The organism is Rubrivivax gelatinosus IL144, from assembly GCF_000284255.1.
In the GTDB taxonomy this organism is placed as follows: Bacteria; Pseudomonadota; Gammaproteobacteria; order Burkholderiales; family Burkholderiaceae_C; genus Rubrivivax; species Rubrivivax gelatinosus_A.
Map to the genome: position 1 here is coordinate 1,255,712 of NC_017075.1, position 20,832 is coordinate 1,276,543.

The 20,832-nt window shown below is 70.7% G+C and carries 19 protein-coding genes; 10 read left to right on the forward strand and 9 right to left on the reverse strand.

Annotation, left to right across the window (positions count from 1 at the left end):
- Window positions 1–49: 49 nt before the first annotated feature.
- The 3 genes from RGE_RS23060 to RGE_RS05920 are packed head-to-tail and all read left to right on the forward strand — an operon-like array spanning window position 50 to window position 2,243.
- Window positions 50–601 carry a class I SAM-dependent methyltransferase gene (locus RGE_RS23060; RefSeq protein WP_014427421.1) on the forward strand — a complete coding sequence of 184 codons (552 nt, stop codon included), beginning with the start codon at window positions 50–52 and terminating at the stop codon, window positions 599–601.
- Entirely contained in the window at window positions 598–1,299 is a 702-nt protein-coding gene (locus RGE_RS05915) for a PIG-L deacetylase family protein (protein WP_014427422.1), read from the forward strand. Before RGE_RS23060 ends, RGE_RS05915 begins: the two co-directional genes overlap by 4 nt.
- Entirely contained in the window at window positions 1,296–2,243 is a 948-nt protein-coding gene (locus tag RGE_RS05920; protein WP_014427423.1) for a glycosyltransferase family 2 protein, read from the forward strand. Before RGE_RS05915 ends, RGE_RS05920 begins: the two co-directional genes overlap by 4 nt.
- Here the strand turns inward: RGE_RS05920 and gstA are convergent.
- Together gstA and RGE_RS05930 are read right to left on the reverse strand one after the other, a co-directional pair.
- Entirely contained in the window at window positions 2,170–2,784 is a 615-nt protein-coding gene (gene gstA, locus RGE_RS05925) for a glutathione transferase GstA (protein WP_014427424.1), read from the reverse strand. The genes RGE_RS05920 and gstA overlap by 74 nt on opposite strands.
- 111 nt (window positions 2,785–2,895) lie before the next feature.
- Window positions 2,896–3,966: an Acg family FMN-binding oxidoreductase gene (locus tag RGE_RS05930; RefSeq protein WP_148280129.1), complete on the reverse strand. Its 1,071-nt coding sequence runs from the start codon at window positions 3,964–3,966 to the stop codon at window positions 2,896–2,898.
- A 167-nt stretch (window positions 3,967–4,133) separates the two neighbouring features.
- Here RGE_RS05930 and RGE_RS05935 point away from each other — a divergent pair, with 167 nt between their 5' ends.
- Window positions 4,134–4,847 carry a DUF6781 family protein gene (locus RGE_RS05935; RefSeq protein ID WP_014427426.1) on the forward strand — a complete coding sequence of 238 codons (714 nt, stop codon included), beginning with the start codon at window positions 4,134–4,136 and terminating at the stop codon, window positions 4,845–4,847.
- A gap of 56 nt (window positions 4,848–4,903) precedes the next feature.
- Window positions 4,904–6,346 carry an exodeoxyribonuclease I gene (gene sbcB / locus RGE_RS05940; RefSeq protein WP_014427427.1) on the forward strand — a complete coding sequence of 481 codons (1,443 nt, stop codon included), beginning with the start codon at window positions 4,904–4,906 and terminating at the stop codon, window positions 6,344–6,346.
- Window positions 6,347–6,379: 33 nt separating this feature from the next.
- Here sbcB and RGE_RS05945 read toward each other — a convergent pair whose 3' ends face one another.
- Window positions 6,380–8,113, reverse strand: a complete 1,734-nt coding sequence (locus RGE_RS05945) for a carboxylesterase/lipase family protein (protein ID WP_014427428.1) — start codon at window positions 8,111–8,113, stop codon at window positions 6,380–6,382.
- 233 nt (window positions 8,114–8,346) lie between these two features.
- On the opposite strand from RGE_RS05945, the gene RGE_RS05950 reads away from it, so the two are divergent.
- Window positions 8,347–9,276 carry a LysR family transcriptional regulator gene (locus RGE_RS05950; RefSeq protein WP_014427429.1) on the forward strand — a complete coding sequence of 310 codons (930 nt, stop codon included), beginning with the start codon at window positions 8,347–8,349 and terminating at the stop codon, window positions 9,274–9,276.
- Here the strand turns inward: RGE_RS05950 and RGE_RS05955 are convergent.
- Window positions 9,252–9,995 (reverse strand): sulfotransferase-like domain-containing protein, encoded by a 744-nt coding sequence (locus tag RGE_RS05955; RefSeq protein WP_014427430.1) that lies wholly within the window; start codon window positions 9,993–9,995, stop codon window positions 9,252–9,254. The two genes, RGE_RS05950 and RGE_RS05955, sit on opposite strands and share 25 nt — an antisense overlap.
- Window positions 9,992–10,927, reverse strand: coding sequence for an aminotransferase class IV (locus RGE_RS05960; RefSeq protein WP_014427431.1), 936 nt, complete (start codon window positions 10,925–10,927; stop codon window positions 9,992–9,994). Before RGE_RS05960 ends, RGE_RS05955 begins: the two co-directional genes overlap by 4 nt.
- Window positions 10,928–11,001: 74 nt before the next feature.
- On the opposite strand from RGE_RS05960, the gene RGE_RS05965 reads away from it, so the two are divergent.
- Window positions 11,002–11,730, forward strand: a complete 729-nt coding sequence (locus RGE_RS05965; RefSeq protein WP_014427432.1) for a P-loop NTPase family protein — start codon at window positions 11,002–11,004, stop codon at window positions 11,728–11,730.
- Between the two features lies 1 nt (window position 11,731).
- Here the strand turns inward: RGE_RS05965 and RGE_RS05970 are convergent, their stop codons facing one another.
- From RGE_RS05970 to RGE_RS05985, 4 genes are all read right to left on the reverse strand, one after another.
- Window positions 11,732–14,068, reverse strand: a complete 2,337-nt coding sequence (locus tag RGE_RS05970; protein ID WP_014427433.1) for a penicillin-binding protein 1A — start codon at window positions 14,066–14,068, stop codon at window positions 11,732–11,734.
- A gap of 226 nt (window positions 14,069–14,294) precedes the next feature.
- The gene (gene acnB, locus RGE_RS05975) at window positions 14,295–16,886 is read right to left on the reverse strand and encodes a bifunctional aconitate hydratase 2/2-methylisocitrate dehydratase (RefSeq protein ID WP_014427434.1); all 2,592 of its coding nucleotides are present in this window, start codon (window positions 16,884–16,886) and stop codon (window positions 14,295–14,297) included.
- Between the two features lie 112 nt (window positions 16,887–16,998).
- A complete protein-coding gene (locus RGE_RS05980) occupies window positions 16,999–18,012 on the reverse strand; it encodes an HpcH/HpaI aldolase/citrate lyase family protein (protein WP_014427435.1) in 1,014 nt (337 codons plus the stop codon).
- Between the two features lie 98 nt (window positions 18,013–18,110).
- Complete coding sequence (locus tag RGE_RS05985; RefSeq protein WP_014427436.1) at window positions 18,111–19,097, reverse strand: malate dehydrogenase; 987 nt, start codon at window positions 19,095–19,097, stop codon at window positions 18,111–18,113.
- A 96-nt stretch (window positions 19,098–19,193) separates the two neighbouring features.
- Between RGE_RS05985 and RGE_RS05990 the strand changes: the two genes are divergently transcribed.
- The 3 genes from RGE_RS05990 to sdhD all read left to right on the forward strand — a co-directional run bounded on the left by RGE_RS05990 (window position 19,194) and on the right by sdhD (window position 20,832).
- A complete protein-coding gene (locus RGE_RS05990; RefSeq protein ID WP_014427437.1) occupies window positions 19,194–19,940 on the forward strand; it encodes a GntR family transcriptional regulator in 747 nt (248 codons plus the stop codon).
- A 95-nt stretch (window positions 19,941–20,035) separates the two neighbouring features.
- Window positions 20,036–20,458, forward strand: coding sequence for a succinate dehydrogenase, cytochrome b556 subunit (sdhC, locus tag RGE_RS05995; RefSeq protein WP_014427438.1), 423 nt, complete (start codon window positions 20,036–20,038; stop codon window positions 20,456–20,458).
- An 11-nt stretch (window positions 20,459–20,469) separates the two neighbouring features.
- Complete coding sequence (gene sdhD / locus RGE_RS06000; RefSeq protein ID WP_014427439.1) at window positions 20,470–20,832, forward strand: succinate dehydrogenase, hydrophobic membrane anchor protein; 363 nt, start codon at window positions 20,470–20,472, stop codon at window positions 20,830–20,832.

A 20,832-nucleotide genomic window follows, 5' to 3' on the forward strand; every position in this document is an offset into this window, starting at 1 on the left:
CACTGGGCTTGCCGAAAACGGCTTCCACCACGGCCACCGTCTCGCCCGAATGCCGTCTCCCACGCGGTTCACCCGGCTCAACATCGGTTGCGGCCCCGAGCCCGCACCCGGCTGGCTCAATGCCGACCGCCAGCCCGCCGCCGGCGTCGATCTGGTCGGTGATCTCTGCACCGGGCTGCCGCTGGCCGACGCCTCGGTCGACTACGCCGTCGGCATGCACCTGCTGCAGGACATCGCCTGGCCCGAACTGCCGGCGGCGGTGGCCGAGTTGCGCCGCGTGCTGCGTCCCGGCGGCGTGTTGCGCCTGGGGCTGCCCGACCTGGATCGTGCGATCGACGCCTACCGCCACGGCGACGCCGGCTACTTCTTCGTGCCCGACGAACACGCCCGCGACATCGGCGCCAAGCTCGTCACGCAGATCATCTGGTACGGCTCGGTGCGCACGCCGTTCACCTGGGGTTTCGCCCGCGAACTGCTGCAGGGCGCCGGCTGGCGCGAGGTGACGCGCTGCGCCTTCGGCCGCAGCGCCAGTGCCTGGCCCGGGATCGCCAGCCTGGACAACCGCGAGCGCGAGAGCCTCTACGTCGAGGCGCTGGCGTGAGGCGCCTGCCGCCGTCGGGGCCGGGCCTCGTGATCTCGCCGCATCTGGACGATGCCGTCTTCGGCTGCGGCGTCTGGCTCGCCACGCGGCCGGGCAGCCGCGTCGCGACGGTCTTCGCCGGCGTGCCTTCCGACCCGGCGCTGGCCACCGACTGGGACCGCCGCTGCGGCTTCGCCAGCGCCGGCGAGGCGGTGACGATGCGGCTGGACGAGGACCGGCGCGCGCTGGCGCGCGTCGGCGCCGAACCGACCTGGCTGGACTTCGCCGACGCCCAGTACGGCCGCACGCCGGCGCGCGAGGACATCGCCGACGCGCTGCGCCGGCTGCTGGAGACCGAGCGCCCGCACTGGCTGCTGCTGCCGCTGGGACTGTTCCATTCCGACCATCGCCTGGTGCACGAGGCCGCGGTCGAGGCCTTCGGCACACGCAGCGACGGCGTCGACCTGGTGTTCTGGGAAGACGCGCTGTACCGCGCGATGCCGGGCGTGCTGCAGGCGCGGCTGGCCGAGTTGCTGGCCGCCGGGCAGGTGGGCACGCCGCTGTTCGACGTGCCGCCGACGCCGGCGGCCTGGGGCGCCAAGCGCAAGGCGGTGGCGGCCTACTCCAGCCAGCTGCGCGCCTTCGGCCCCGGCGGTGCCGAGGACGTCGAACGCCCCGAACGTTTCTGGCGCTTCGGGCCGGCGGGGGCTGCGGCATGAACGGCGAGCCGCGCGTGGGCGTGGTCGTGCTGACGCACGAACGTCCGGCCGAGCTGGCGCACTGCCTGGCGCAGCTCGTGGCCCTGCCCGAACGGCCGGTGATCGTCGTCGTCGACAACGGCACACGCGGCGGCGTCGCCGAGGTCGTGGCCCGCCATCCCGGTGTGACGCTGGTGCGCAGCGACCGCAACCGGGGTGCGGCCGGCCGCAACCTCGGCGTCGGCGCGCTGGACACGCCTTACGTCGCCTTCTGCGACGACGACACCTGGTGGGCGCCGGGGGCGCTGGCGCGGGCGCTCGCGCTGCTCGACGCCTTCCCGCGCATCGGTGCGCTGTCGGCGCGGGTGCTCGTCGGGCCCGAGCAGCAGCCCGACCCGACCTGCGCCGTGATGGCCGACAGCCCGCTGGCGCGCGAAGGCCTGCCGGGGCCGCGGCTGGTGTCCTTCATGGCCGGCGCGGCGGTGATGCGCACCCAGGCCTTCCGTGAAGCCGGCGGCTACGAGCCGCGCTTGTTCCTCGGTGCGGAGGAGCCGCTGCTGGCGCTGGAGATGGCGGCGCGCGGCTGGGTCATCGTCTACGCCGACGAGGTGGTGACGCACCACCATCCGTCGGCCGCGCGCGACCTGCTGTCGCGGCGCCGGCTGCTGGCGCGCAACCGGCTGTGGCTGGCCTGGCTGCGGCTGCCGTGGCCGCTGGCGCTGCGCGACACGCTCGCCGTGCTGCGCGAAGCGCGTGCCGCGGGTGTTGCCGCGGTCGCGCTGCGCGCCGCGCTGGCCGGGCTGCCGTGGGTGCTGGCCCAGCGCCGCCGGGTGCCGGCGGCGGTGGCCGAGGACTGGCGCCGCGTGCACCACGGCGCCGGGGCGGCGAGCGTCAGCCGCCGCGGATCAGGCCTTCGGCCCGCATCGCCTGCTGCACCGCCGGACGCGCGCCGACACGTTCGATGAAACGCGCCAGGTGGGCGAAGCGCGACAGGTCCACGCCGACGTGCTTGGACCAGCCGGCGACGACGAAGAGATAGGCGTCGGCGACGCTGAAGTCCTCGCCGAGCAGGAAGGGCTGCTCGGCCAGGGCCGCGTCGACATAGGCGAAGCGGTCGCCCAGCTTGCTGCGGAACAGCGCCTTGGCTTCTTCGGGCATGCCCGGCGTGAACAGCGGCGAAAAGCCCTTGTGCAGCTCGGTCGAGATGAAGTTCAGCCACTCGACGAGGCGGTAGCGCGCCATCGTGCCGGCGGCCGGCGCGAGCTTCTTCTCGGGCACCTGGTCGGCGATCCATTGCACGATCGCCGGGCCTTCGCTGAGGCGCTCGCCGCTGTCGAGCTCGAGCAGCGGCACGTAGCCCTTGGGGTTGATCGTGTAGTAGTCGGTGCCGTCGGCCAGACGGTGCGTCTTGGTGCTGGCCATCACCGCGTGGAAGGCCAGGCCGGACTCGAGCAGCACGATGTGCGGCGACAGCGAACACGCGCCGGGGCTGTAGTAGAGCTTCATGGGATCTCCGTCAGATAGGTGGCGCGATGCTGCCGCGGCGCGCGGCGGCAAGGCGCCGGCGCGATTGAACGCCGGATTCGAAAACGCTGCACGGCCGGGGGCGTGCCCGGCTCAGGCGATGACCGCGTCCAGCGGCCGCCGCAGCGAGTCGGGCAGGCGTGCGCCGCGGCCGATGCGCACGACGAGATCCGGCCGCAGCGTGCCCAGGCCGAAGGCCGCGGCCAGCGGCGCGCGCAGCGCCGCCACCTCGACCGGCGGGTTCAGCAGCGACAGCTGCAGCCCGGCGGCGGTGGCTTCCAGCGCCAGGCGCTGGAAGGCGCGGCCGACCTCGACCCAGCGCGCCGGCCCGCCGGCGGCATCGGAGGCGAGGATGACGACACCGGCGCTGCTGCGCAGCTGCTCGGCGCTGCGCCGGGCTTCGCTGTCGGCGTGCAGGAAGCGCCGCACCAGGCGCCGCGCCAGCCACGGCGGCATGCTGGGCTGGCCGTTGCAGCCGATGAACAGGCCGTCGCCGCTGCGCGCCGCTTCTTCGGCGTCGAAACGCAGCCAGCGCACCAGCTCGTCGACGAAAGCGCGGTTGGAAAGCTGCGTGCGCAGCCCGGCGACCACGGCCGCCAGCAGCCGCTCCAGCCCGGCGGTGTCGGTGATCAGCCGCGCCGCCACGCCCTCGGCTTCGGCGGCGTCTTCGAGCTGGCGCCAGGTGGCCGCCGGCAGCGGCCGGCCGTCGAAGACGCCGCGTGTCGTCTGGCGCTGCACGATCGCCGTGTAGCGCGACGACAGCCGCGGCCGCGTCGGCGCCAGCGCGACGCTGATGCGGCCGTCTGCGCCGACCTGGGGCTCGGCCATCAGCCCGTGGGCCAGCGCCGCCTGCACCAGGTTCTCGGTGGCGCAGCCCAGCGAGACGAGGAGGTGGTGGTCGTCGGGGTCGACGGCGGGGCAGCGCCGCGTGGTGTCGGGCTCGATGCGGATCTGCTCGCGGCCGAGCACGAAGCGCCAGCACTGCGTGTTGTGGCTGGACGGCGCCAGCGTCGCCGCCTGCACCAGCGCGCGCAGCCGCTCGCGGCCGTCGACGCTGCCGGGCAGCACCAGGCGGCGCTGCAGCCGCGCCGTCGCCTGCTGCACGGCGCTCTCGTCGCAGCCGGCGAGCGTGGCGCCGCCGGCCAGCAGGGCGCCGTACGCCATCACGCGTCGACGACTTGGCATCGCATCCTCCCCGAAGCGGTCCCGGTGATCACCTTAGGGCGCGCCCTCGGCCCGGCGATTGAGCCGCATCAGCGCCCGCGTGTCGCCCCGTCTTGTCGCTGCCCGTGGGCGGTGCCAGCATCGGCGCTCCACCACAGGAGCAGACGATGGCCAAGCCGATGTTCGATGCCGAGGCGCTGATCGCGATGTTCGAGACCGCCACCGCCCAGCAGGGCGCGCAGCTGCGTCAGGCGGTGACGCAGACCGCGCTCGGGGCGCTGCAGGGCCGCGAGCTGACGCTGAAGAACCTGCGCGCGACGATCAAGGCCGTCGGCGACGCCGCCAGCCTGGGCGTGGCGCGCAATGCGGTTGCCGGCGTCGACCCGACGGCGCTGCTCGACAGCGCCGTCGCCGGGCTGGACGCCGCGGTGCTGAAGGCCGTCGAGGCCAACCGCGTCGCGCTGCAGCGCCTGGTGCAGCAGGGCGCCGACCTGCGCGAGAAGCATCTGCAGAAGGCGCTGGACGACCTCGACAAGATGGAGGACACGCTGTTCGCGGCGCTGAAGAAGAGCGCCGCCGGCAGCGGCAGCAGTGTCGCGGCGGCCTGGGGCCCGGTGCTCGAACGGCTGCAGGCCGGCGGCACGCTGTCGGGCGTGCAGGCCTCGCTGACCGCCGAGCAGGTGGCCGAGCAGATGCAGGCGGCGATGCGCACGACGCGCCACGCCTCGGTGCGCGCCGCGCAGGCGCTGGCCGACAGCTACACGGCGATGGTCAGCGGCGTGCTGATGGGCCTGGCCGAGGCGCTGCAGTCGGCGCCTGCGGCGGCCGCAGCCGCCGAAGCCCCGGCGCGCAAGACCGCGGCGCGCAAGCGCACGGCCTGACCGGCCGTCGGGGCGCCGTGGGCGCCCCGGCGCAGACGATGCGCTATCGTCCCGCGATGGCTGAGACCACCTTCTTCTGGCACGACTACGAGACCTTCGGCCGCGTGCCGCGGCGCGACCGGCCGGCGCAGTTCGCCGGCATCCGCACCGACGCCGAACTCAACGAGATCGGCGCCCCGGCGATGTGGTTCTGCCAGCCGCCGACCGACGCGCTGCCCGACCCCGAGAGCTGCCTGCTGACCGGCATCCTGCCGCAGCAGGCGCTGGCCGAAGGCGTCGCCGAGCGCGAGTTCGCCTCTCGCATCGAGGCCGCGCTGGCCGCGCCCGGCACGATCGGCGTCGGCTACAACAGCATCCGCTTCGACGACGAGGTCACGCGCTTTCTCTTCTGGCGCAACCTGATCGACCCCTACGCGCGCGAATGGCAGAACGGCTGCGGCCGCTGGGACCTGCTGGACGTCGTGCGCTGCTGCTGGGCGTTGCGCCCCGAGGGCATCGAGTGGCCCAAGCACGAGGACGGCCGGCCTTCGTTCAAGCTCGAGCACCTGACGGCGGCCAACGGCCTGGCGCATGAGGCCGCGCACGATGCGCTGTCCGACGTGCGCGCGACGATCGCGCTGGCGCGGCTGATCCGCCAGCGCCAGCCGCGGCTCTGGGACTTCTGCCTGAAGTTGCGCCACAAGGACGCGGTGCGCGCCGAGATCGGCGTCGGCCGGCCGTTCCTGCACCTGTCGGGCATGTACGGCGTCGAGAACGGCTGCATGGCCATCGTCTGGCCGCTGGCGCCGCACCCGACGAACCGCAACGAGCTGATCGTCTGGGACCTGGCGCAGGACCCGGCCGAACTCGCGTCGCTCGACGCCGAGACCGTGCGCCGGCGCCTGTACACCAAGACCGAGGAACTGGCCGCCGCCGGCGAGACCCGGCTGCCGATCAAGACCATCCACCTGAACAAGTCGCCGGTCGTCATCGGCAACCTGAAGACGCTGGGCCCGGCGCGCGAGCGCTGGGGCCTGGACCTCGAGCGCGCGCTGGTGCACGCCGAACGCGCCGCCGCGCTGGGCCGCACGCTGGAGCCGCTGTGGAGCCTGGTCTTCGCCAAGCCGGCGGCCGGCGCCCCGGTCGATGTCGACGAAGACCTGTACGGCGGTTTCCTCGGCGACGAGGACCGGCGCCAGCTGCAGCGCCTGCGCGGCCTGGACGGCGCGGCGCTGGCCTCGCGCCGCCCGGCTTTCGACGACCCGCGGCTGGACGAGCTGCTGTTCCGCTACCGCGCGCGCAACTTCGCCGACACGCTGGACGCCGAAGAGCGCGAGCGCTGGGCGGCGCACCGCCACGCACGCCTGATCGACGGCGCCGGCGGCGCGCTGACGCTGCAGGCGTATGCCGAGCGCATCGACGAACTCGCCGAAGCGGCGGCCGAGCGCGACGACGAACGCGCGCAATCGCTGCTCGAAGCGCTTGTCGACTGGGCCGAGCAGCTCGCGCCGCAGGACTAACGGACGCCGCGGTCTTGGTGGCGTCTGTTCGCGTCAGAATGGCAGGTCGCGCCCCAGCGTCGCGCTGTAGTAGCGGTCCCAGAACGCCAACTGGCTCTGGAACGGCACCGTCGTCGGTGCAATGCGGTCGCCGATCTCCATGGTCTGGCTCGTGGGCCCGGTAAAGCGCGGCCATGTCGGCAGCCCCTTGCCATTGGGATCCCCGCTGCGTGCGAAGTTGATCAGGTAGCTCGACGCGGTGCTGGCGATCTTCCGGTCGACGTCGGTGTAGTCACGTGCCGGCGCGCTGACATCCAGGTTGTCGTAGAAGTAGACCTGCTCCAGCGTGTGGTGCGCGCCGAACTTGTAGGCCGGCGACAACCCAGTGAAGCTTTGATCGGAGAAGTACGAGGGGCGCCGTGTGAAGAAGTACAGATACGTCGGTGCTTGCGCCAGTGCCGCGTGCGCGCGTGCCAGCGTCCAGACGTTCCAGGCGAACGTGCCGTCGCGCATCGGCTCGTAGGCCATGGCCTGAACGTCGTCGTCGCTGCTCGCCGGATAAGCAGCCTTGAAGTCTTCGGCGAAGCTGCCGTAAGTCGCCGCCACCTTGCTGGTGTAGCCGGCCAGCGTGGTCGCGAACGCCGGATACGGTGTGCCTTCGTCGGCGTTCCAGCCGGCCAGCAGAGGCACCGCGTTGACTCGGCCGGCCTTGATCAGCAAGTCCAGTTGGTCAGGCAGCACGGCCCCGTCGACGATGGGCTGGGAGATGGCGCCGCTGCCGGCCATGATCTCGGTTGCACTCTTCGCGCGCAAGGCGGCCAAGTCGGCAGCACCGAGATTGGCGGCGAAAGTGCTGCCGGCGGCCTCGGCCTGCGCCAGCGTCGGGGTGTCGCTGCCCGCCGGCAATGCGGCCAGACTTTCGAGCACCAGCTTGTGGAACAGGCCGCTTGCCAGCGGCGAAGCGTAGAGCACGCTGGCCAGGCCGGCACCTGCCGACTCGCTGTATATCGTAACGTTGTCCGGGTCTCCGCCCAGTGCCGCGATGTTCGACTTGATCCACTTCAGAACGGCGATGGCGTCGTACAGCGCGTAGTTGCCCGAAGTGCCATCTGCGGACTCGGCGCTGAGTTCCGGGTGCGCGAGGAATCCGAGCGGTCCTAGGCGGTAGTTCATCGTCACCACGACCGCGCCCTTCGCCGCCAGGCCCTTGCCGTTGTAGTTCGGCTGGGAGCCCGCGCCGATCAGGTAGGCACCGCCGTGCAGCAGCAGCATGACCGGACGCTTCTCTCCCGCGGTCGCAGCGGCGGTCCAGACGTTGAGATACAGGCAGTCCTCGCTTTGCGACTCCGTCTGCTGGTACAGGATGGAGCCCACGCGCCCGGCCGGACGGTCGGCCATCACGCAAGCGGCGGAGAAGTTGTCGCTGCGGCGCACGCCGCTCCAGGCCGTGACCGGCTGAGGTGCTTTCCAGCGCAGGCTGCCGACCGGCGGTGCGGCGAACGGGATGCCGCGGAACACGCGCATGTCCGCAGTCGAGTCGGCGGCCGCGACGACGGTGCCGCCGGTGACGCTCACCATGTCGCGGGCGGCCACGTAAGCCGACGCTTGGTCGTCGTCGCTGTCGCCGCCGCACGCGCTGAGCAGCGACAGCGCGATCGCGGTGGTGGCGCAGACTCTGGCGGCGATCTTTCGGCGCGTGCGACGCAGATCGCGACGAGAGTCGGTCGGCGCGCAATGCTGCGCGCGCGAGGCGCGGGTCTCGACCCGTGCCTTCGAAAGGCTGGACATCTATCTCTCCTATGACGGGCGGTCGCGCTTCGGATCGGCTGCGACCTTCTTCTTCGTTCGGTGTTCGCGTGCCTTGTGGCACGTCTTTCAGTCAGCGGCTCCTCCGGCGGGTGCTCCCTCGGGCTCCCCGGAGTGCCGTGTCTGCGCGATCGACTTTAGGGAGGCGTACTGATGTCCGTAAGATGCAGAAACTGTGACCGTGATTCACTTTCTGCATCCCTCGGGTGGCGTCGATGAGCTTGAAGCTTGAGCAACTGCATCACCTCGTGGCCGTCGTGGAACACGGCAGCCTGCGGGCCGCTTCACGCCGGCTGGGCGTTCCCCAACCGGCGCTGACGCGGAGCATTCGGGCGCTCGAACGTCAGCTCGGGGCCGAACTCTTTACTCGCGCGTCGCAGGGCATGACGCTCACCGAACTGGGGCGGCGATTTCACCATCGCGCCAGCGCCATCGTTCATGAGATGCGGCGCGCGCACGACGAACTCGCCCAGGGGGGCGGTGACGAACATGGTCAAGTCGTCGTCGCGTTGTCGATCCTGCCGCACCTCTTGATGCTGCCCCGGGCGTTGCCCGTCTTTCGGCGGCGTTATCCCAACGTCCGGCTGCATCTGATCGAAGGGCTATTTCCCGACGTCGAGGAGCGCCTGCGAACTGGCCAGGTCGATTTCTATCTGGGCGCCGCGCCGCGCCGGCTGCCCGCGCCGGGGCTTCGGGTCCGTCCGCTGTTCGCCCACCCGCGCTCGGTCGTCTGCCACCCGGGGCATCCCTTGCGCGAGGCGAGGTCGCTGGAGTTGTTGGTCGAGGCCGCATGGGCCACGACCGCGATCGACTATGACGCCGAGCGAGACCTGGGCGAAATCTTCGCTCAGTACGGGCTACGTCCCCCGCGCGTGATGCTTCAGGCGCGCACTGCCACCTCGCTAGTCGCGGCGCTGACCGGGGACCTTCTGGCGCTGGTGCCTATGCAATGGCATCAAAGCCCGCAGTTCCGCGGCCTGCTTCAGGCCGTTCCCGTCAGCGAGCCTCTTCCACCCGTGGAGATCGCGCTTCTGACTCGCGATGGCTTGCCGATGACCCCGGCGGCCGAGTACTTGTGCGACGTACTGCTGCGCGAGCTGCCCGCTCCGGCCTCGCCGCCTCAGGTGTCTGGGCTCATCGCATGACGCGCCAGCGCCTCGTAGGCTGGGCGGCAGGCGTCGGCGGCACGCGCCGCGTCGCCGGACAGCTCGACGCGGCGCTCGCGCGGCGGCTCGAAGCCGGTGGACTTCCAGACCGCGTCGTACCAGTGCGGCGCCCAGACGCCGTCGCTGGCGCGCGGGCCGGCCGGCCAGGCCAGCATGCGTTCGGTGAAGGGCAGGGCGAGGCGCGCGCACAGCGCACGCAAGTGCGCTTCAGGCGCGAGCAGGAAACGTTCGGCGTCGATCACCGGCGGCGCAGCGCCGAGCCGGTCGGCGATCTCGTCGAACAGCCGGGCCTGCTGCAGCAGGCCGATGTCCTCGGGCGCGACCGTCGCACGCGACTTCAGGTAGCTGGCGACGACCAGCGCCGGGTCGCGGATCAGGAACACGTTCTCCAGCCGGTGCACCCAGCCCAGCTCCATGCCGGGCAGCAGGTGGTGGGTCATGTGCTTCTGGTACCAGACGGCGGCGCCACCCGGCGCCGGGCCGTCGGCCAGCGCGGCGGCGACGCGCCGCCAGTCGGTGTCGCCGGCGGCGATGACCTCGTCGCGGCCCGGATGGTCGAGCTGCGTCGCCTGCAGGTAGTGCGCGTACAGCGGCTCGTCGCTGACGGCGCAGTCGGGGCGGTTCTCCCAGGCGCGCATCATCGCCGTCGAGATGTTGCGCGGGCCGCTCCAGGCGGCGATGCGGCGTGGGGCGTTCATGCCGCCCGGCTGGCCGCGCGGGCGGCGACGTCGCGCTGCACCAGGCCGGCGTACAACTCGCGCAGCCGCGCCAGCATGGGCCCGGGCTTACCGTCGCCTATCGTGCGGCCGTCGACCTGCCGCACCGGCGCCAGCCCGGCGAAGGTGCCGGTGACGAAGGCCTCGTCGGCGCCGTAGACCTCGGTCAGGCTGAAGTTCTTCTCGCGCACCGTGATGCCGGCTTCGCGGCAGACCTGGATGACGTTGGCGCGCGTGATGCCGCCCAGGCAGTAGTCGCCGGTCGAGGTCCAGACCTCGCCGCGGCGCACGATGAAGAAGTGCGTCGAGTTGCAGGTGGCGACGAAGCCGTGCGGGTCCAGCATCAGCGCCTCGTCGGCGCCGGCCGTGTAGGCCTGGATGCAGGCCGTGATGCAGTTGAGCTTGCTGTGGCTGTTGAGCTTGGGGTCCTGCACGTCGGGGAAACCGCGGCGCACGTGCACGGTGAAGAGCGACAGGCCCTCGGCCAGCGTCTCGGGCTTGGCGGTCTTGAACTCGGCGATGATGACCACGGTGGCGCGGCCGACGGTGACGCGCGGGTCCTGGTAGGGCGTGCGCTTGACGCCGCGCGTGACCATCAGCCGCGCGTGCACGCCGTCCGTCATGCCGTTGGCGGCCAGCGTCGCGTAGATCGCGTCGGTGAGTTCGGCGCGGCTCATGCCGATGTCCATCGCGATCGCCTTCGCGCCTTCGTAGAGGCGGTCGAGGTGGGCGTCGAGGAAGGCCGGGTGGCCGTTGAAGACGCGCAAACCCTCCCAGACGCCGTCTCCGAGCACGAAGCCGCTGTCGAAGACCGAGACGACGGCCTCGTTGCGGTGTTTCAGCTCGCCGTTGACCCAGATGCGGATGTCGGCGTTGCGCGGGTCGTCGTGGAAGTCCTGGATGCTCTGTGCCATCGGGCCAGTGTACGCAGCGTGAGGTTTCTCCCCGATACGGCGTTGTGCGTAGGCCCGGCGGCACAATCGTCCGCATGGAAGACGTGCCCACCCTGCAGACCCAAGAGGTCTCCAAGATCCATCTGATCGGCGGCGAGAAGGGCGGCGTCGGCAAGTCGATGGTCTCGCGGCTGCTCGCGCAGTACTTCATCGACCACGAACTGCCGTTCGTCGGCTTCGACACCGACCGCTCGCACGGCGCGCTGCTGCGCTTCTATGCCGAGTACGCGTCGCCGGCGCTGATCGACCGCTACGAGGCGCTGGACCGCATCGTCGAGACCGCCGTCGAGCAGCCCGGCCGGCGCGTGCTGGTCGACCTGGCGGCGCAGACCCAGGAGCCGCTGGTGCGCTGGATGGACGAGTCCGGCGTGCTCGACATGGCCGACCTGTCGGGCATCGCGCTCTACGCCTGGCACGTGATGGACAGCGGCCGCGACTCGGTCGACCTGCTGGCGCGGCTGCTGGAGCGTTTCGGCCAGCGTGTGCAGTACGTGATCGTCAAGAACGAGCTGCGCGGCGACGACTTCGGCCAGCTCGAACGCTCAGGCCAGCTCGAACGCGCGCTGGGCCTGGGCGCCAAGGTCGTCTCGCTGCGCCGGCTGCACGACGCCGTGGTGCAGAAGATCGACGCGCGCAACGCCAGCTTCTGGGCGGCGAAGAACGTCTCGGCGATCGACGGCCCCGGCCTGGGCATGATGGAGCGCCAGCGCCTGAAGCTCTGGATGGCGCACGCCTACGGGCAGTTCGATACCGTCCAGCCCTGATTCAGCGCGAGGCGGCCGAGGCCGGCGCGGGCGCCGAGGCCGCGACCGGCGGCGGTGCCGACGCGGCAGCCGACGCCGCCGGGGCCCCGGCCTCGACCTCGCCGCCGTCGTGCAGCCGGGCCACCGGCGCGTGCTCGGCCCACTCGGTGTAGCGCCAGTCCTGCGCGCCGCGCACCACGCCTTCGGGCGGCTCGAGCATCGTCACCGGCACGCCGCGCAGCATCACCTGCATCGCGTCGATCCAGACCGGCAGCGCCAGGCCGCCGCCGGACTCGCCGCTGCCCAGGCTGCGCGGCTCGTCGTAGCCGATCCACGCGACCGCGACGACGCTCGGCTGGAAGCCGGCGAACCAGGCGTCGACCGCGTCGTTGGTCGTACCGGTCTTGCCGTAGAGGTCGGGGCGTTTGAGGCTGGCCTGGGCGCGCGCCGCGGTGCCGACACGCGCGACGTCGTTGAGCAGGCTGTCGACGAGGAACACGTTGCGCGCCGGCACGGCACGTGACTCCTCGTCCAGCGCCGGCGGCGGCGGCGCCTGCCAGATCGTCTTGCCGTCGGCGTCGGCGATGCGCTCGATGACGGTGGGCGTCACGCGCCAGCCGCCGTTGGCGAGCACCGCGTAGGCGCTGGCCAGCTGCATCGGCGTCGTGCTGCCGGCGCCCAGCGCCAGCGTCAGGTTGTCGGGCTGGCGCTTGGGGTCGAAGCCGAATCGCGAAGTCCACTGCAGCGCCTCGGCGATGCCGACGTGGCGCACGACGCGCACGCTGACCAGGTTCTTGGAGCGCGTCAGTGCCTCGCGCAGCGTGATCGGGCCGTCGTAGCGGCCGTCGGAGTTCTTCGGATCCCAGCCGCCGGGGTTGCCGTTGGCGTCGGTCCCGCTCCAGGGCTCGTCGTCGACGACGCTGTCGGGCATCAGCCCGGCTTCGAAGGCCGCCGAGTACAGGAAGGGCTTGAACGACGAACCCGGCTGGCGCCAGGCCTGGGTCACGTGGTTGAACTGCTGGGCGCTGAAGTCGAAGCCGCCGACCAGCGCGCGCACGCGGCCGGTCTTCGGGTCCAGCGCGACGAACGCGCCTTCGGCGCGCGGCCACTGGGTGATGCTCCACTCGGTGCGCTCGCCGCGCGTGCGCCCGGCCAGCCGGATCACCGAGCCACGCGTGATCGCCAGCGCCTCCTTGGCCTTGGGCTGCAGCCCGGGCGCCGCGGCACGCAGGCCGGCGCCGGTGACGCGCACCGTCTCGCCGCTGGCGAGCACGGCGACCACTTCCTTCGGGTTGGCCGAGGTGACGACGGCGACGCGCAGGTCCTCGTCGTCGTTGTGGTCGCGCAGCGCCTGGGCGGCGGCACGTTCGAGGTCGCCGTCGGCGGGCAGGTCCTCGTGGCCTTCCGGGCCGCGCCAGGCCTGGCGCGACTCGTGGGCGATGACGGCGCGGCGCAGCGCCTTGTACGCGGCTTCCTGGTCGGCGGCGCGCAGCGAGGTGTAGACGCGGATGCCCTGGGTGTAGGCCTTGTCGCCGACACGTTCGACGACCGCCTGGCGCGCCATCTCGGCGACGTGCGCGGCGTGCACCTCCACCTCGCCGGGCTTGCGCACCGCCAGCGGCTCGTCCAGCGCCTTGCGGTAGGTCTTCTCGTCGATGACGCCGGTGTCCAGCATGCGCTGCAGCACGATGGCCTGGCGGCGCTTGGCGCGTTCGAGGTTGGTGATCGGGTTCGCGTAACCCGGGTTCTGCGGCAGGCCGGCGAGCATCGCCGCCTCGGCGACGTCGAGCTCGTCCAGATCCTTGCCGAAATAGACCTGGGCTGCGGCGCCGAAGCCGTAGGCGCGCTGGCCGAGGTAGATCTGGTTCAGGTAGAGCTCGAGAATCTGGTCCTTGGACAGCCGGCGCTCGATCTCCAGCGCCAGCAGCGCTTCCTTGATCTTGCGTTCGGGCGTGCGCCGGGTCGACAGGAAGAAGGTGCGTGCGACCTGCTGCGTGATCGTGCTCGCGCCCTGCGGCATGCCGCCGGTGAGGTTGGCCCACAGCGCGCGCAGCAGCGCGCGGCCGCTGATGCCGCCGTGCTCGCGGAAATGCCAGTCCTCGACGGCCAGCACCGCGTCCTGCATCAGCTTGGGCGCCTTGTCGATCGGCACGAAGACGCGGCGCTCGCTGCCGAACTCGGCGATCTCGACGCCGTCGGCGGTGAACACCTGCAGATGCTGGCGCGGGCGGTAGTCCAGCACCTCGTCCAGCGGCGGCAGCCGCGTCGAGTACCAGACGACCGAGGCGATGAACAGCAGGACCAGCGCGCCGACGACGGCGCCCGCGCCGAGCGCGATCTTCTTCACCAGCGGCGTCATCAGGACCTCGGGGCGGAAAGGCGGATGGGCAGGGCGGGGCCGGTGGCGAAGGACGGACGGATCACGACTCGGGGTGCGCCGCGGCGGCGGGCCGCGCGACGGCACGTTGGGGCGAAAACGGCGAGGGTAACAAACCGCGTGATGCCGCCCCGGCGCGCGGTGTCATCGGCGGCACAAGAAAAAAGGCCCGCCATCGCCGGCGGGCCTTCATGCGGAGCGTGTCCGGTCAGACCGCGACCGTCTTCGCCGTCTCCGCGTATTCGGCGATCTGGTCGAAGTTCATGTAGCGGTACACGCTGGCGGCGTCCTGGTTGATGATGCCCATCGCCTCGTGGTACTCGGCCAGCGTCGGGATGCGGCCCAGGCGCGAGCACACCGCGGCCAGCTCGGCCGAGCCGAGGAAGACGTTGGTGTTCTTGCCCAGCCGGTTGGGGAAGTTGCGCGTCGAGGTCGACATCACCGTCGCGCCTTCCTTCACCTGCGCCTGGTTGCCCATGCACAGGCTGCATCCGGGCATCTCGGTGCGCGCGCCGGCGGTGCCGAAGGTGGCGTAGTGGCCTTCCTTGACGAGTTCGTTCTGGTCCATCTTGGTCGGCGGCGCGACCCACAGCTTGACCGGGATGTCGCGCGCCCCGCCCAGCAGCTTGGCCGCGGCGCGGAAGTGGCCGATGTTGGTCATGCACGAGCCGATGAAGGCTTCGTCGATCTTCGTGCCGGCGACCTCGGACATGAACTTGGCGTCGTCCGGGTCGTTCGGGCAGCAGACGATCGGCTCCTTGATGTCGGCGAGGTCGATCTCGATGACCGCGGCGTACTCGGCGTCGGCGTCGGCTTCCAGCAGCTGCGGCTTGGCCAGCCAGGCCTCGACGGCCTGGATGCGGCGCTCCAGCGTGCGCTTGTCCTGGTAGCCGTCGGCGATCATGTTCTTCATCAGCACGACGTTGCTCTTCAGGTACTCGATGACCGGCGCCTGGTCGAGCTTGATCGTGCAGCCGGCGGCCGAACGTTCGGCCGAGGCGTCGGAGAGTTCGAACGCCTGTTCGACCTTCAGCTCCGGCAGGCCCTCGATCTCGAGCACGCGGCCGCTGAAGATGTTCTTCTTGCCCTTCTTCTCGACGGTCAGCAGGCCGGCCTTGATGGCGTACAGCGGGATCGCGTGCACCAGGTCGCGCAGCGTCACGCCGGGCTGCATCTTGCCCTTGAAGCGCACCAGCACCGATTCGGGCATGTCCAGCGGCATCACGCCGGTGGCGGCGCCGAAGGCGACCAGGCCCGAACCCGCCGGGAACGAGATGCCGATCGGGAAACGCGTGTGACTGTCGCCGCCGGTGCCGACGGTGTCGGGCAGCAGCAGGCGGTTGAGCCAGCTGTGGATGACGCCGTCACCCGGGCGAAGCGCGACGCCGCCGCGGCTGGAGATGAACTGCGGCAGCTCGCGGTGCATCTTCACGTCGACCGCCTTCGGGTAGGCGGCGGTGTGGCAGAAGCTCTGCATCACGAGGTCGGCGCTGAAGCCCAGACAGGCCAGGTCCTTCAGCTCGTCGCGCGTCATCGGGCCGGTGGTGTCCTGGCTGCCGACGGTGGTCATGCGCGGCTCGCAGTAGGTGCCCGGGCGGATGCCCTGGCCTTCGGGCAGGCCGCAGGCGCGGCCGACCATCTTCTGCGCCAGCGTGAAGCCGCGGCCGCTGTCCTTCGGCGCGACCGGCAGGCGGAAGGTGGTGGAGGCGCTCAGGCCCAGGAACTCGCGCGCCTTGGCGGTCAGCGAGCGGCCGATGATCAGGTTGATGCGGCCGCCGGCACGCACCTCGTCGAGCAGGACTTCGCTCTTGAGCTGGAACTCGGCGACGGTCTCGCCGTTCTTCAGCAGCTTACCGTCATAGGGCAGGACCTCGATGACGTCGCCCATCTCCAGCTTGGAGACGTCGACCTCGATCGGCAGGCTGCCAGAGTCTTCCTGCGTGTTGAAGAAGATCGGCGCGATCTTGCCGCCCAGCGTGACGCCGCCGAAACGCTTGTTCGGCACGAACGGGATGTCCTGGCCGGTGGCCCAGATGACGCTGTTGGTCGCGCTCTTGCGCGACGAGCCGGTGCCGACGACGTCGCCGACGTAGGCCACGAGGTGGCCCTTGGCCTTGAGCGCGTCGATGAAGGCCATCGGGCCGCGCTTGCCGTCTTCCTCGGGCTTGAAGGCCGCATCCGGGCGCGTGTTCTTCAGCATCGCCAGGTAGTGCAGCGGGATGTCCGGGCGGCTCCAGGCGTCGGGCGCTGGCGACAGGTCGTCGGTGTTGGTCTCGCCGGGCACCTTGAAGACGGTGACGGTGATCGACTTCGGCACCTCGGGGCGGGTGGTGAACCACTCCGCGTCGGCCCAGGACTGGATGACTTCCTTGGCCCGGGCGTTGCCGGCGCGCGCCTTCTCGGCGACGTCGTGAAAGTAGTCGAACATCAGCAGGGTCTTCTTCAGGCCCGCGGCGGCGACGTCGGCGACCTCGGCGTCGTCCAGCAGTTCGATCAGCGGATGCACGTTGTAGCCGCCGACCATCGTGCCCAGCAGCTCGGTGGCCTTGGCCTTGGACACGAGGCCGACCTTCAGGTCGCCGTGCGCGACGGCGGCCAGGAACGAGGCCTTGACCTTGGCGGCGTCGTCGACGCCCGGCGGTACGCGGTGCGTCAGCAGGTCCAGCAGGAAGGCTTCCTCGCCGGCGGGCGGGTTCTGGATCAGCTCGATCAGCGCGGCGGTCTGCGCGGCGTCCAGCGGCAGCGGCGGGATGCCGAGCGCGGCGCGTTCGGCGGCATGTTGGCGATAGGCGGTCAGCACGGGCGTTCTCCTGCGGCAGGGCGGGTTTCGGGGCGGGCCCCCGGCCTCGCCTCCTGTATTTTATGTCTTATATAAGACTTGAGGTGAGGCTCGGGGTGATCGACGGCACGGTTCAGGCGTCGGCGAAGAAGGCGCGGCGCACCTCGGCGGGCAGCTGCGCGCCGTCGCGGGCGGAAGTCTGGTGGGCACGCTCCAGCACCTGCCAGAAGTAGCGGTAGCTGGCGCGGTCGTGCAGCGTGTCGCGGTGGCGGATCGGCGCCCAGCCGGCGGCCTGGGCGGCGAACACGATCTCGATCGCCTGGTCGACCTCGGCGGTGGTCGGCGCGAAGGCGTCGACGATGGGCCGGATCTGCGACGGGTGGATGCTCCACATGCGCGTGTAGCCCAGCCGGCGCGCGGCCTTCTCGGCGGCCGCGGCGATCGCCTTCTCGTCCTTGAACTCGGTGACGACGCAGTGCGAGGGCACCTTGCCCCAGCCGTGGCAGGCGGCGGCGATCTCGAGCTTGGCGCGCAGCACCAGCGGGTGCTCGAACTGGCCCTCGACGCCCATCGCGCTCTGCGGGATCGCGCCGCGGTGCGCCGAGACGAAGTCCATCAGCCCGAAGGACAGCGACTCGACGCGCGGGTGCGCGGCCAGGGCCTGCACCTCGCGCAGCGCACCGTGGGTCTCGACCATCGCGTGCAGCGGGATCGTGCGCGCCAGGCCGTGGCGGCGGGCGGCCTCGTCGACGACGGCGGCGGCGCGTTCGAAGTCGGCCAGGCCGCGCGGCTTGGGGATCATCAGATAGGCCAGTCGAGCGCCGACGCGGCCGACGACGAGCTCGGCCACCTGCTCGAAACGCGGGTGGTCGATGGCCTGCAGCCGGATGCCGACGCGGCCGTAGCGGTTGTCCGGCCCGGCGACCAGCTCGGCCATCAGCTCGGCGTGCTCGAGTTCGCCGCCGACCGGCGCGCCGTCCTCGCCGTCGAGCGTGACGTCGAAGATCGGGCCGAGTTCGGCCTGCAGCGCCAGGCTCTTCCTCATGCGCGCCTCGACGCCGCTGTAGTGGTCGCAGACCGGCAGGGCGGGGGCGACGAGTTCGTCGGGGTCGAACAGCGCCTGGCGGGGGTGGACAAGCTCGGTCATCGCGTCTTCCAGTCGTGGAAACGAAAACGGCGCCCGTTGCCGGGCGCCGTCGATTGTTGGGGGCGCGGCGCGTTCCGCGCAAGCGCCCGCCCGATGCGTCAGAGCAGGTGCTGGACGCCGTCGCGCTCGCCGATCAGTTCGGCCAGCGTCTTGTCGATGCAGGCTTGCGAGAACTCGTCGATCGGCAGGCCTTCGACGATCTTGTATTCGCCGTTGGCGCAGGTGACCGGGAAGCCGAACATGACGTCCTTGGGGATGCCGTATTCGCCGTTGCTGGGCACGCCCATCGTCACCCATTCGCCATTGGTGCCCAGGGCCCAGTCGCGCATGTGGTCGATCGCGGCGTTGGCGGCCGAAGCGGCGGAGGACACGCCGCGTGCGGCGATGATCGCCGCGCCGCGCTTGCCGACGGTCGGCAGGAACACGTCCTGGTTCCAGACCTGGTCGTTGATCGTTTCCTTGACCGAGGCGCCGTCGATGGTCGCGAAGCGGTAGTCGGCGTACATCGTCGGGCTGTGGTTGCCCCAGACGGCCAGTTTCTTGATGGCCGACACCGGCTTGCCGGTCTTGGCGGCGATCTGGCTGGCGGCGCGGTTGTGGTCCAGGCGCAGCATGGCGGTGAAGTTGCCGGGCTTGAGGTCCGGCGCGCTCTTCATCGCGATGTAGGCGTTGGTGTTGGCTGGGTTGCCGACAACCAGCACCTTGACGTCGCGCGAGGCGACGGCGTTCAGCGCCTTGCCCTGGGCGGTGAAGATCTGGGCGTTGGCGGCCAGCAGGTCGGCGCGCTCCATGCCGGGGCCACGCGGACGGGCGCCGACGAGCAGCGCGTAGTCGGTGTCCTTGAAGGCGGTCATCGGGTCGGAATGGGCTTCCATGCCGGCCAGCAGCGGGAAGGCGCAGTCCTCGAGTTCCATCATCACGCCGCGCAGCGCTTCCTGGGCCTTCTCGATCGGCAGTTCGAGGAGCTGGAGGATGACGGGCTGGTCCTTGCCCAGCATCTCGCCCGAGGCGATACGGAACAGCAGGGCGTAACCGATCTGGCCGGCGGCGCCGGTAACGGCCACGCGAACGGGCTTCTTGCTCATGGGGAGGCTCCTCAGGATGGGGTGTTGGTCGAGGCGTTGGACATTTTAGCGACGGCGCTGACACCACTCTTATGTCTTATGTAAGACAATCGAGCCATGCCCGACGCCGCCCCGGTCGCCGAACCCACTCCGTCCTTCAGCCCGTTGTACCAGCAGATCAAGGGTCTGCTCGTGCGCAGCCTCGAGACGGGCGAGTGGAAGCCCGGCGACGCCATCCCCAGCGAGATGGAGCTGGCGGCACGATTCAAAGTCAGCCAGGGCACGGTGCGCAAGGCCATCGACGAGCTGGCCACCGAGAACCTGCTGATCCGCCGCCAGGGCAAGGGCACTTTCGTCGCCACGCATGCCGAGGAGCGCGTGCAGTACCGCTTCCTGCGCCTGCGCCCCGACGACGGCGGCGCCGGCAGCCTGCAGCGCCGGCTGCTGGACTGCCGCCGCATGCGCGCGCCGCTGGACGTCGCGCGTTCGCTGGAGCTCAAATCCGGCGAAACCGCGGTCCAGCTTCGCCGCCTGCTGCTGGCCGATGGCCGCCCGGTCGTGCTCGACGACATCTGGCTGCCCGGCACGCCGTTCAAGGGATTGAGCATCGAACGCCTGCAAGGCTGGCGCGGGCCGATGTACCGTCTGTTCGAAACCGAGTTCGGGGTCCGGATGATCCGGGCCGAAGAGAAGATCCGCGCCGTCGGCGCGGCAGAGGAGGAGGCCGAGGCGCTGGCGGTGCCCCTGGGCGCTCCGCTGCTGTCGGTCGAGCGTTTGTCGTTCACCTATGGAGACCGGCCCGTCGAACTGCGGCGCGGGCTTTACAACACGTCTTCCCACCACTACCGCAACGAGCTTTCCTGAACCGCCCAGTTCCGTGTAAGCCTGCCGCGCTGGAATTAGACTCTTTGCGTTGCCGCAAAGCAGCGACGCCGGTGCGAACGAACAGGACAACCCCCATGGCAAGTACCCAACGCCCGGTCTATCGCAACATCCACATCACGCAGCTCGCCAGCTACCGGCTGCCTCTCGCCGGTTTCGTGTCGATCCTGCACCGCATCAGCGGTGCGCTGATGTTCTTGTTGCTGCCCTTCGTCATCTGGCTGTTCGACAACAGCCTCACTTCCGAGATCTCGTTCGACACCTTCACCTCGGCCTTCGTCGCCGGTGTCTGGTTCGTTCCCGCCTTCCTGGTCAAGCTGGTCGTGCTGGCCTTGATCTGGGCCTATCTGCACCACCTCATCGCCGGCATCCGCTACCTCTGGATGGACGTCTCGCACGCCTACTCCAAGGAGAAGGGCCGTTCCTCGGCCATCGTGACGCTCGCGCTGAGCCTGCCGCTCACCGCGCTGCTGGGCGCCAAGCTGTTCGGCCTGTACTGAGGTCCTCTCCCATGTCCAAGAACTACGGTCCCGAGCGCCTCGTCGTCGGCGCTCACTACGGTGCGCGCGACTGGCTCGCGCAGCGCATCACCGCCGCGGTGATCGCCGTCTTCACCTTCGTGCTGCTGGTTCAGCTGCTCGCGCCGGGCCCGCTCGGCTACGACCGCTGGGCCGGCATCTTCTCGGCGCAATGGATGAAGGTGCTGACCTTCGTCGTCATCGTGTCGCTCGCGTGGCATGCCTGGATCGGCATCCGCGACATCTGGATGGATTACGTCAAGCCCGCAGCCGTCAGGCTGACCCTGCAGGTGCTGTCCATCGTCTGGCTCGTCGGCTGCGCCGGCTGGGCCGTGCAAGTGCTCTGGAGACTCTGA

Coding starts and splice junctions, on each gene's coding strand:
- RGE_RS23060 (WP_014427421.1), top strand. CDS start 50: ATGCCGTCTCCCACGCGGTTCACCCGGCTCAACATCGGTTGCGGCCCC.
- RGE_RS05920 (WP_014427423.1), top strand. CDS start 1,296: ATGAACGGCGAGCCGCGCGTGGGCGTGGTCGTGCTGACGCACGAACGT.
- gstA (WP_014427424.1), bottom strand. CDS start 2,784: ATGAAGCTCTACTACAGCCCCGGCGCGTGTTCGCTGTCGCCGCACATC.
- RGE_RS05930 (WP_148280129.1), bottom strand. CDS start 3,966: ATGGCGTACGGCGCCCTGCTGGCCGGCGGCGCCACGCTCGCCGGCTGC.
- RGE_RS05935 (WP_014427426.1), top strand. CDS start 4,134: ATGGCCAAGCCGATGTTCGATGCCGAGGCGCTGATCGCGATGTTCGAG.
- sbcB (WP_014427427.1), top strand. CDS start 4,904: ATGGCTGAGACCACCTTCTTCTGGCACGACTACGAGACCTTCGGCCGC.
- RGE_RS05945 (WP_014427428.1), bottom strand. CDS start 8,113: ATGTCCAGCCTTTCGAAGGCACGGGTCGAGACCCGCGCCTCGCGCGCG.
- RGE_RS05950 (WP_014427429.1), top strand. CDS start 8,347: ATGAGCTTGAAGCTTGAGCAACTGCATCACCTCGTGGCCGTCGTGGAA.
- RGE_RS05955 (WP_014427430.1), bottom strand. CDS start 9,995: ATGAACGCCCCACGCCGCATCGCCGCCTGGAGCGGCCCGCGCAACATC.
- RGE_RS05960 (WP_014427431.1), bottom strand. CDS start 10,927: ATGGCACAGAGCATCCAGGACTTCCACGACGACCCGCGCAACGCCGAC.
- RGE_RS05965 (WP_014427432.1), top strand. CDS start 11,002: ATGGAAGACGTGCCCACCCTGCAGACCCAAGAGGTCTCCAAGATCCAT.
- RGE_RS05970 (WP_014427433.1), bottom strand. CDS start 14,068: ATGACGCCGCTGGTGAAGAAGATCGCGCTCGGCGCGGGCGCCGTCGTC.
- RGE_RS05980 (WP_014427435.1), bottom strand. CDS start 18,012: ATGACCGAGCTTGTCCACCCCCGCCAGGCGCTGTTCGACCCCGACGAA.
- RGE_RS05985 (WP_014427436.1), bottom strand. CDS start 19,097: ATGAGCAAGAAGCCCGTTCGCGTGGCCGTTACCGGCGCCGCCGGCCAG.
- RGE_RS05990 (WP_014427437.1), top strand. CDS start 19,194: ATGCCCGACGCCGCCCCGGTCGCCGAACCCACTCCGTCCTTCAGCCCG.
- sdhC (WP_014427438.1), top strand. CDS start 20,036: ATGGCAAGTACCCAACGCCCGGTCTATCGCAACATCCACATCACGCAG.
- sdhD (WP_014427439.1), top strand. CDS start 20,470: ATGTCCAAGAACTACGGTCCCGAGCGCCTCGTCGTCGGCGCTCACTAC.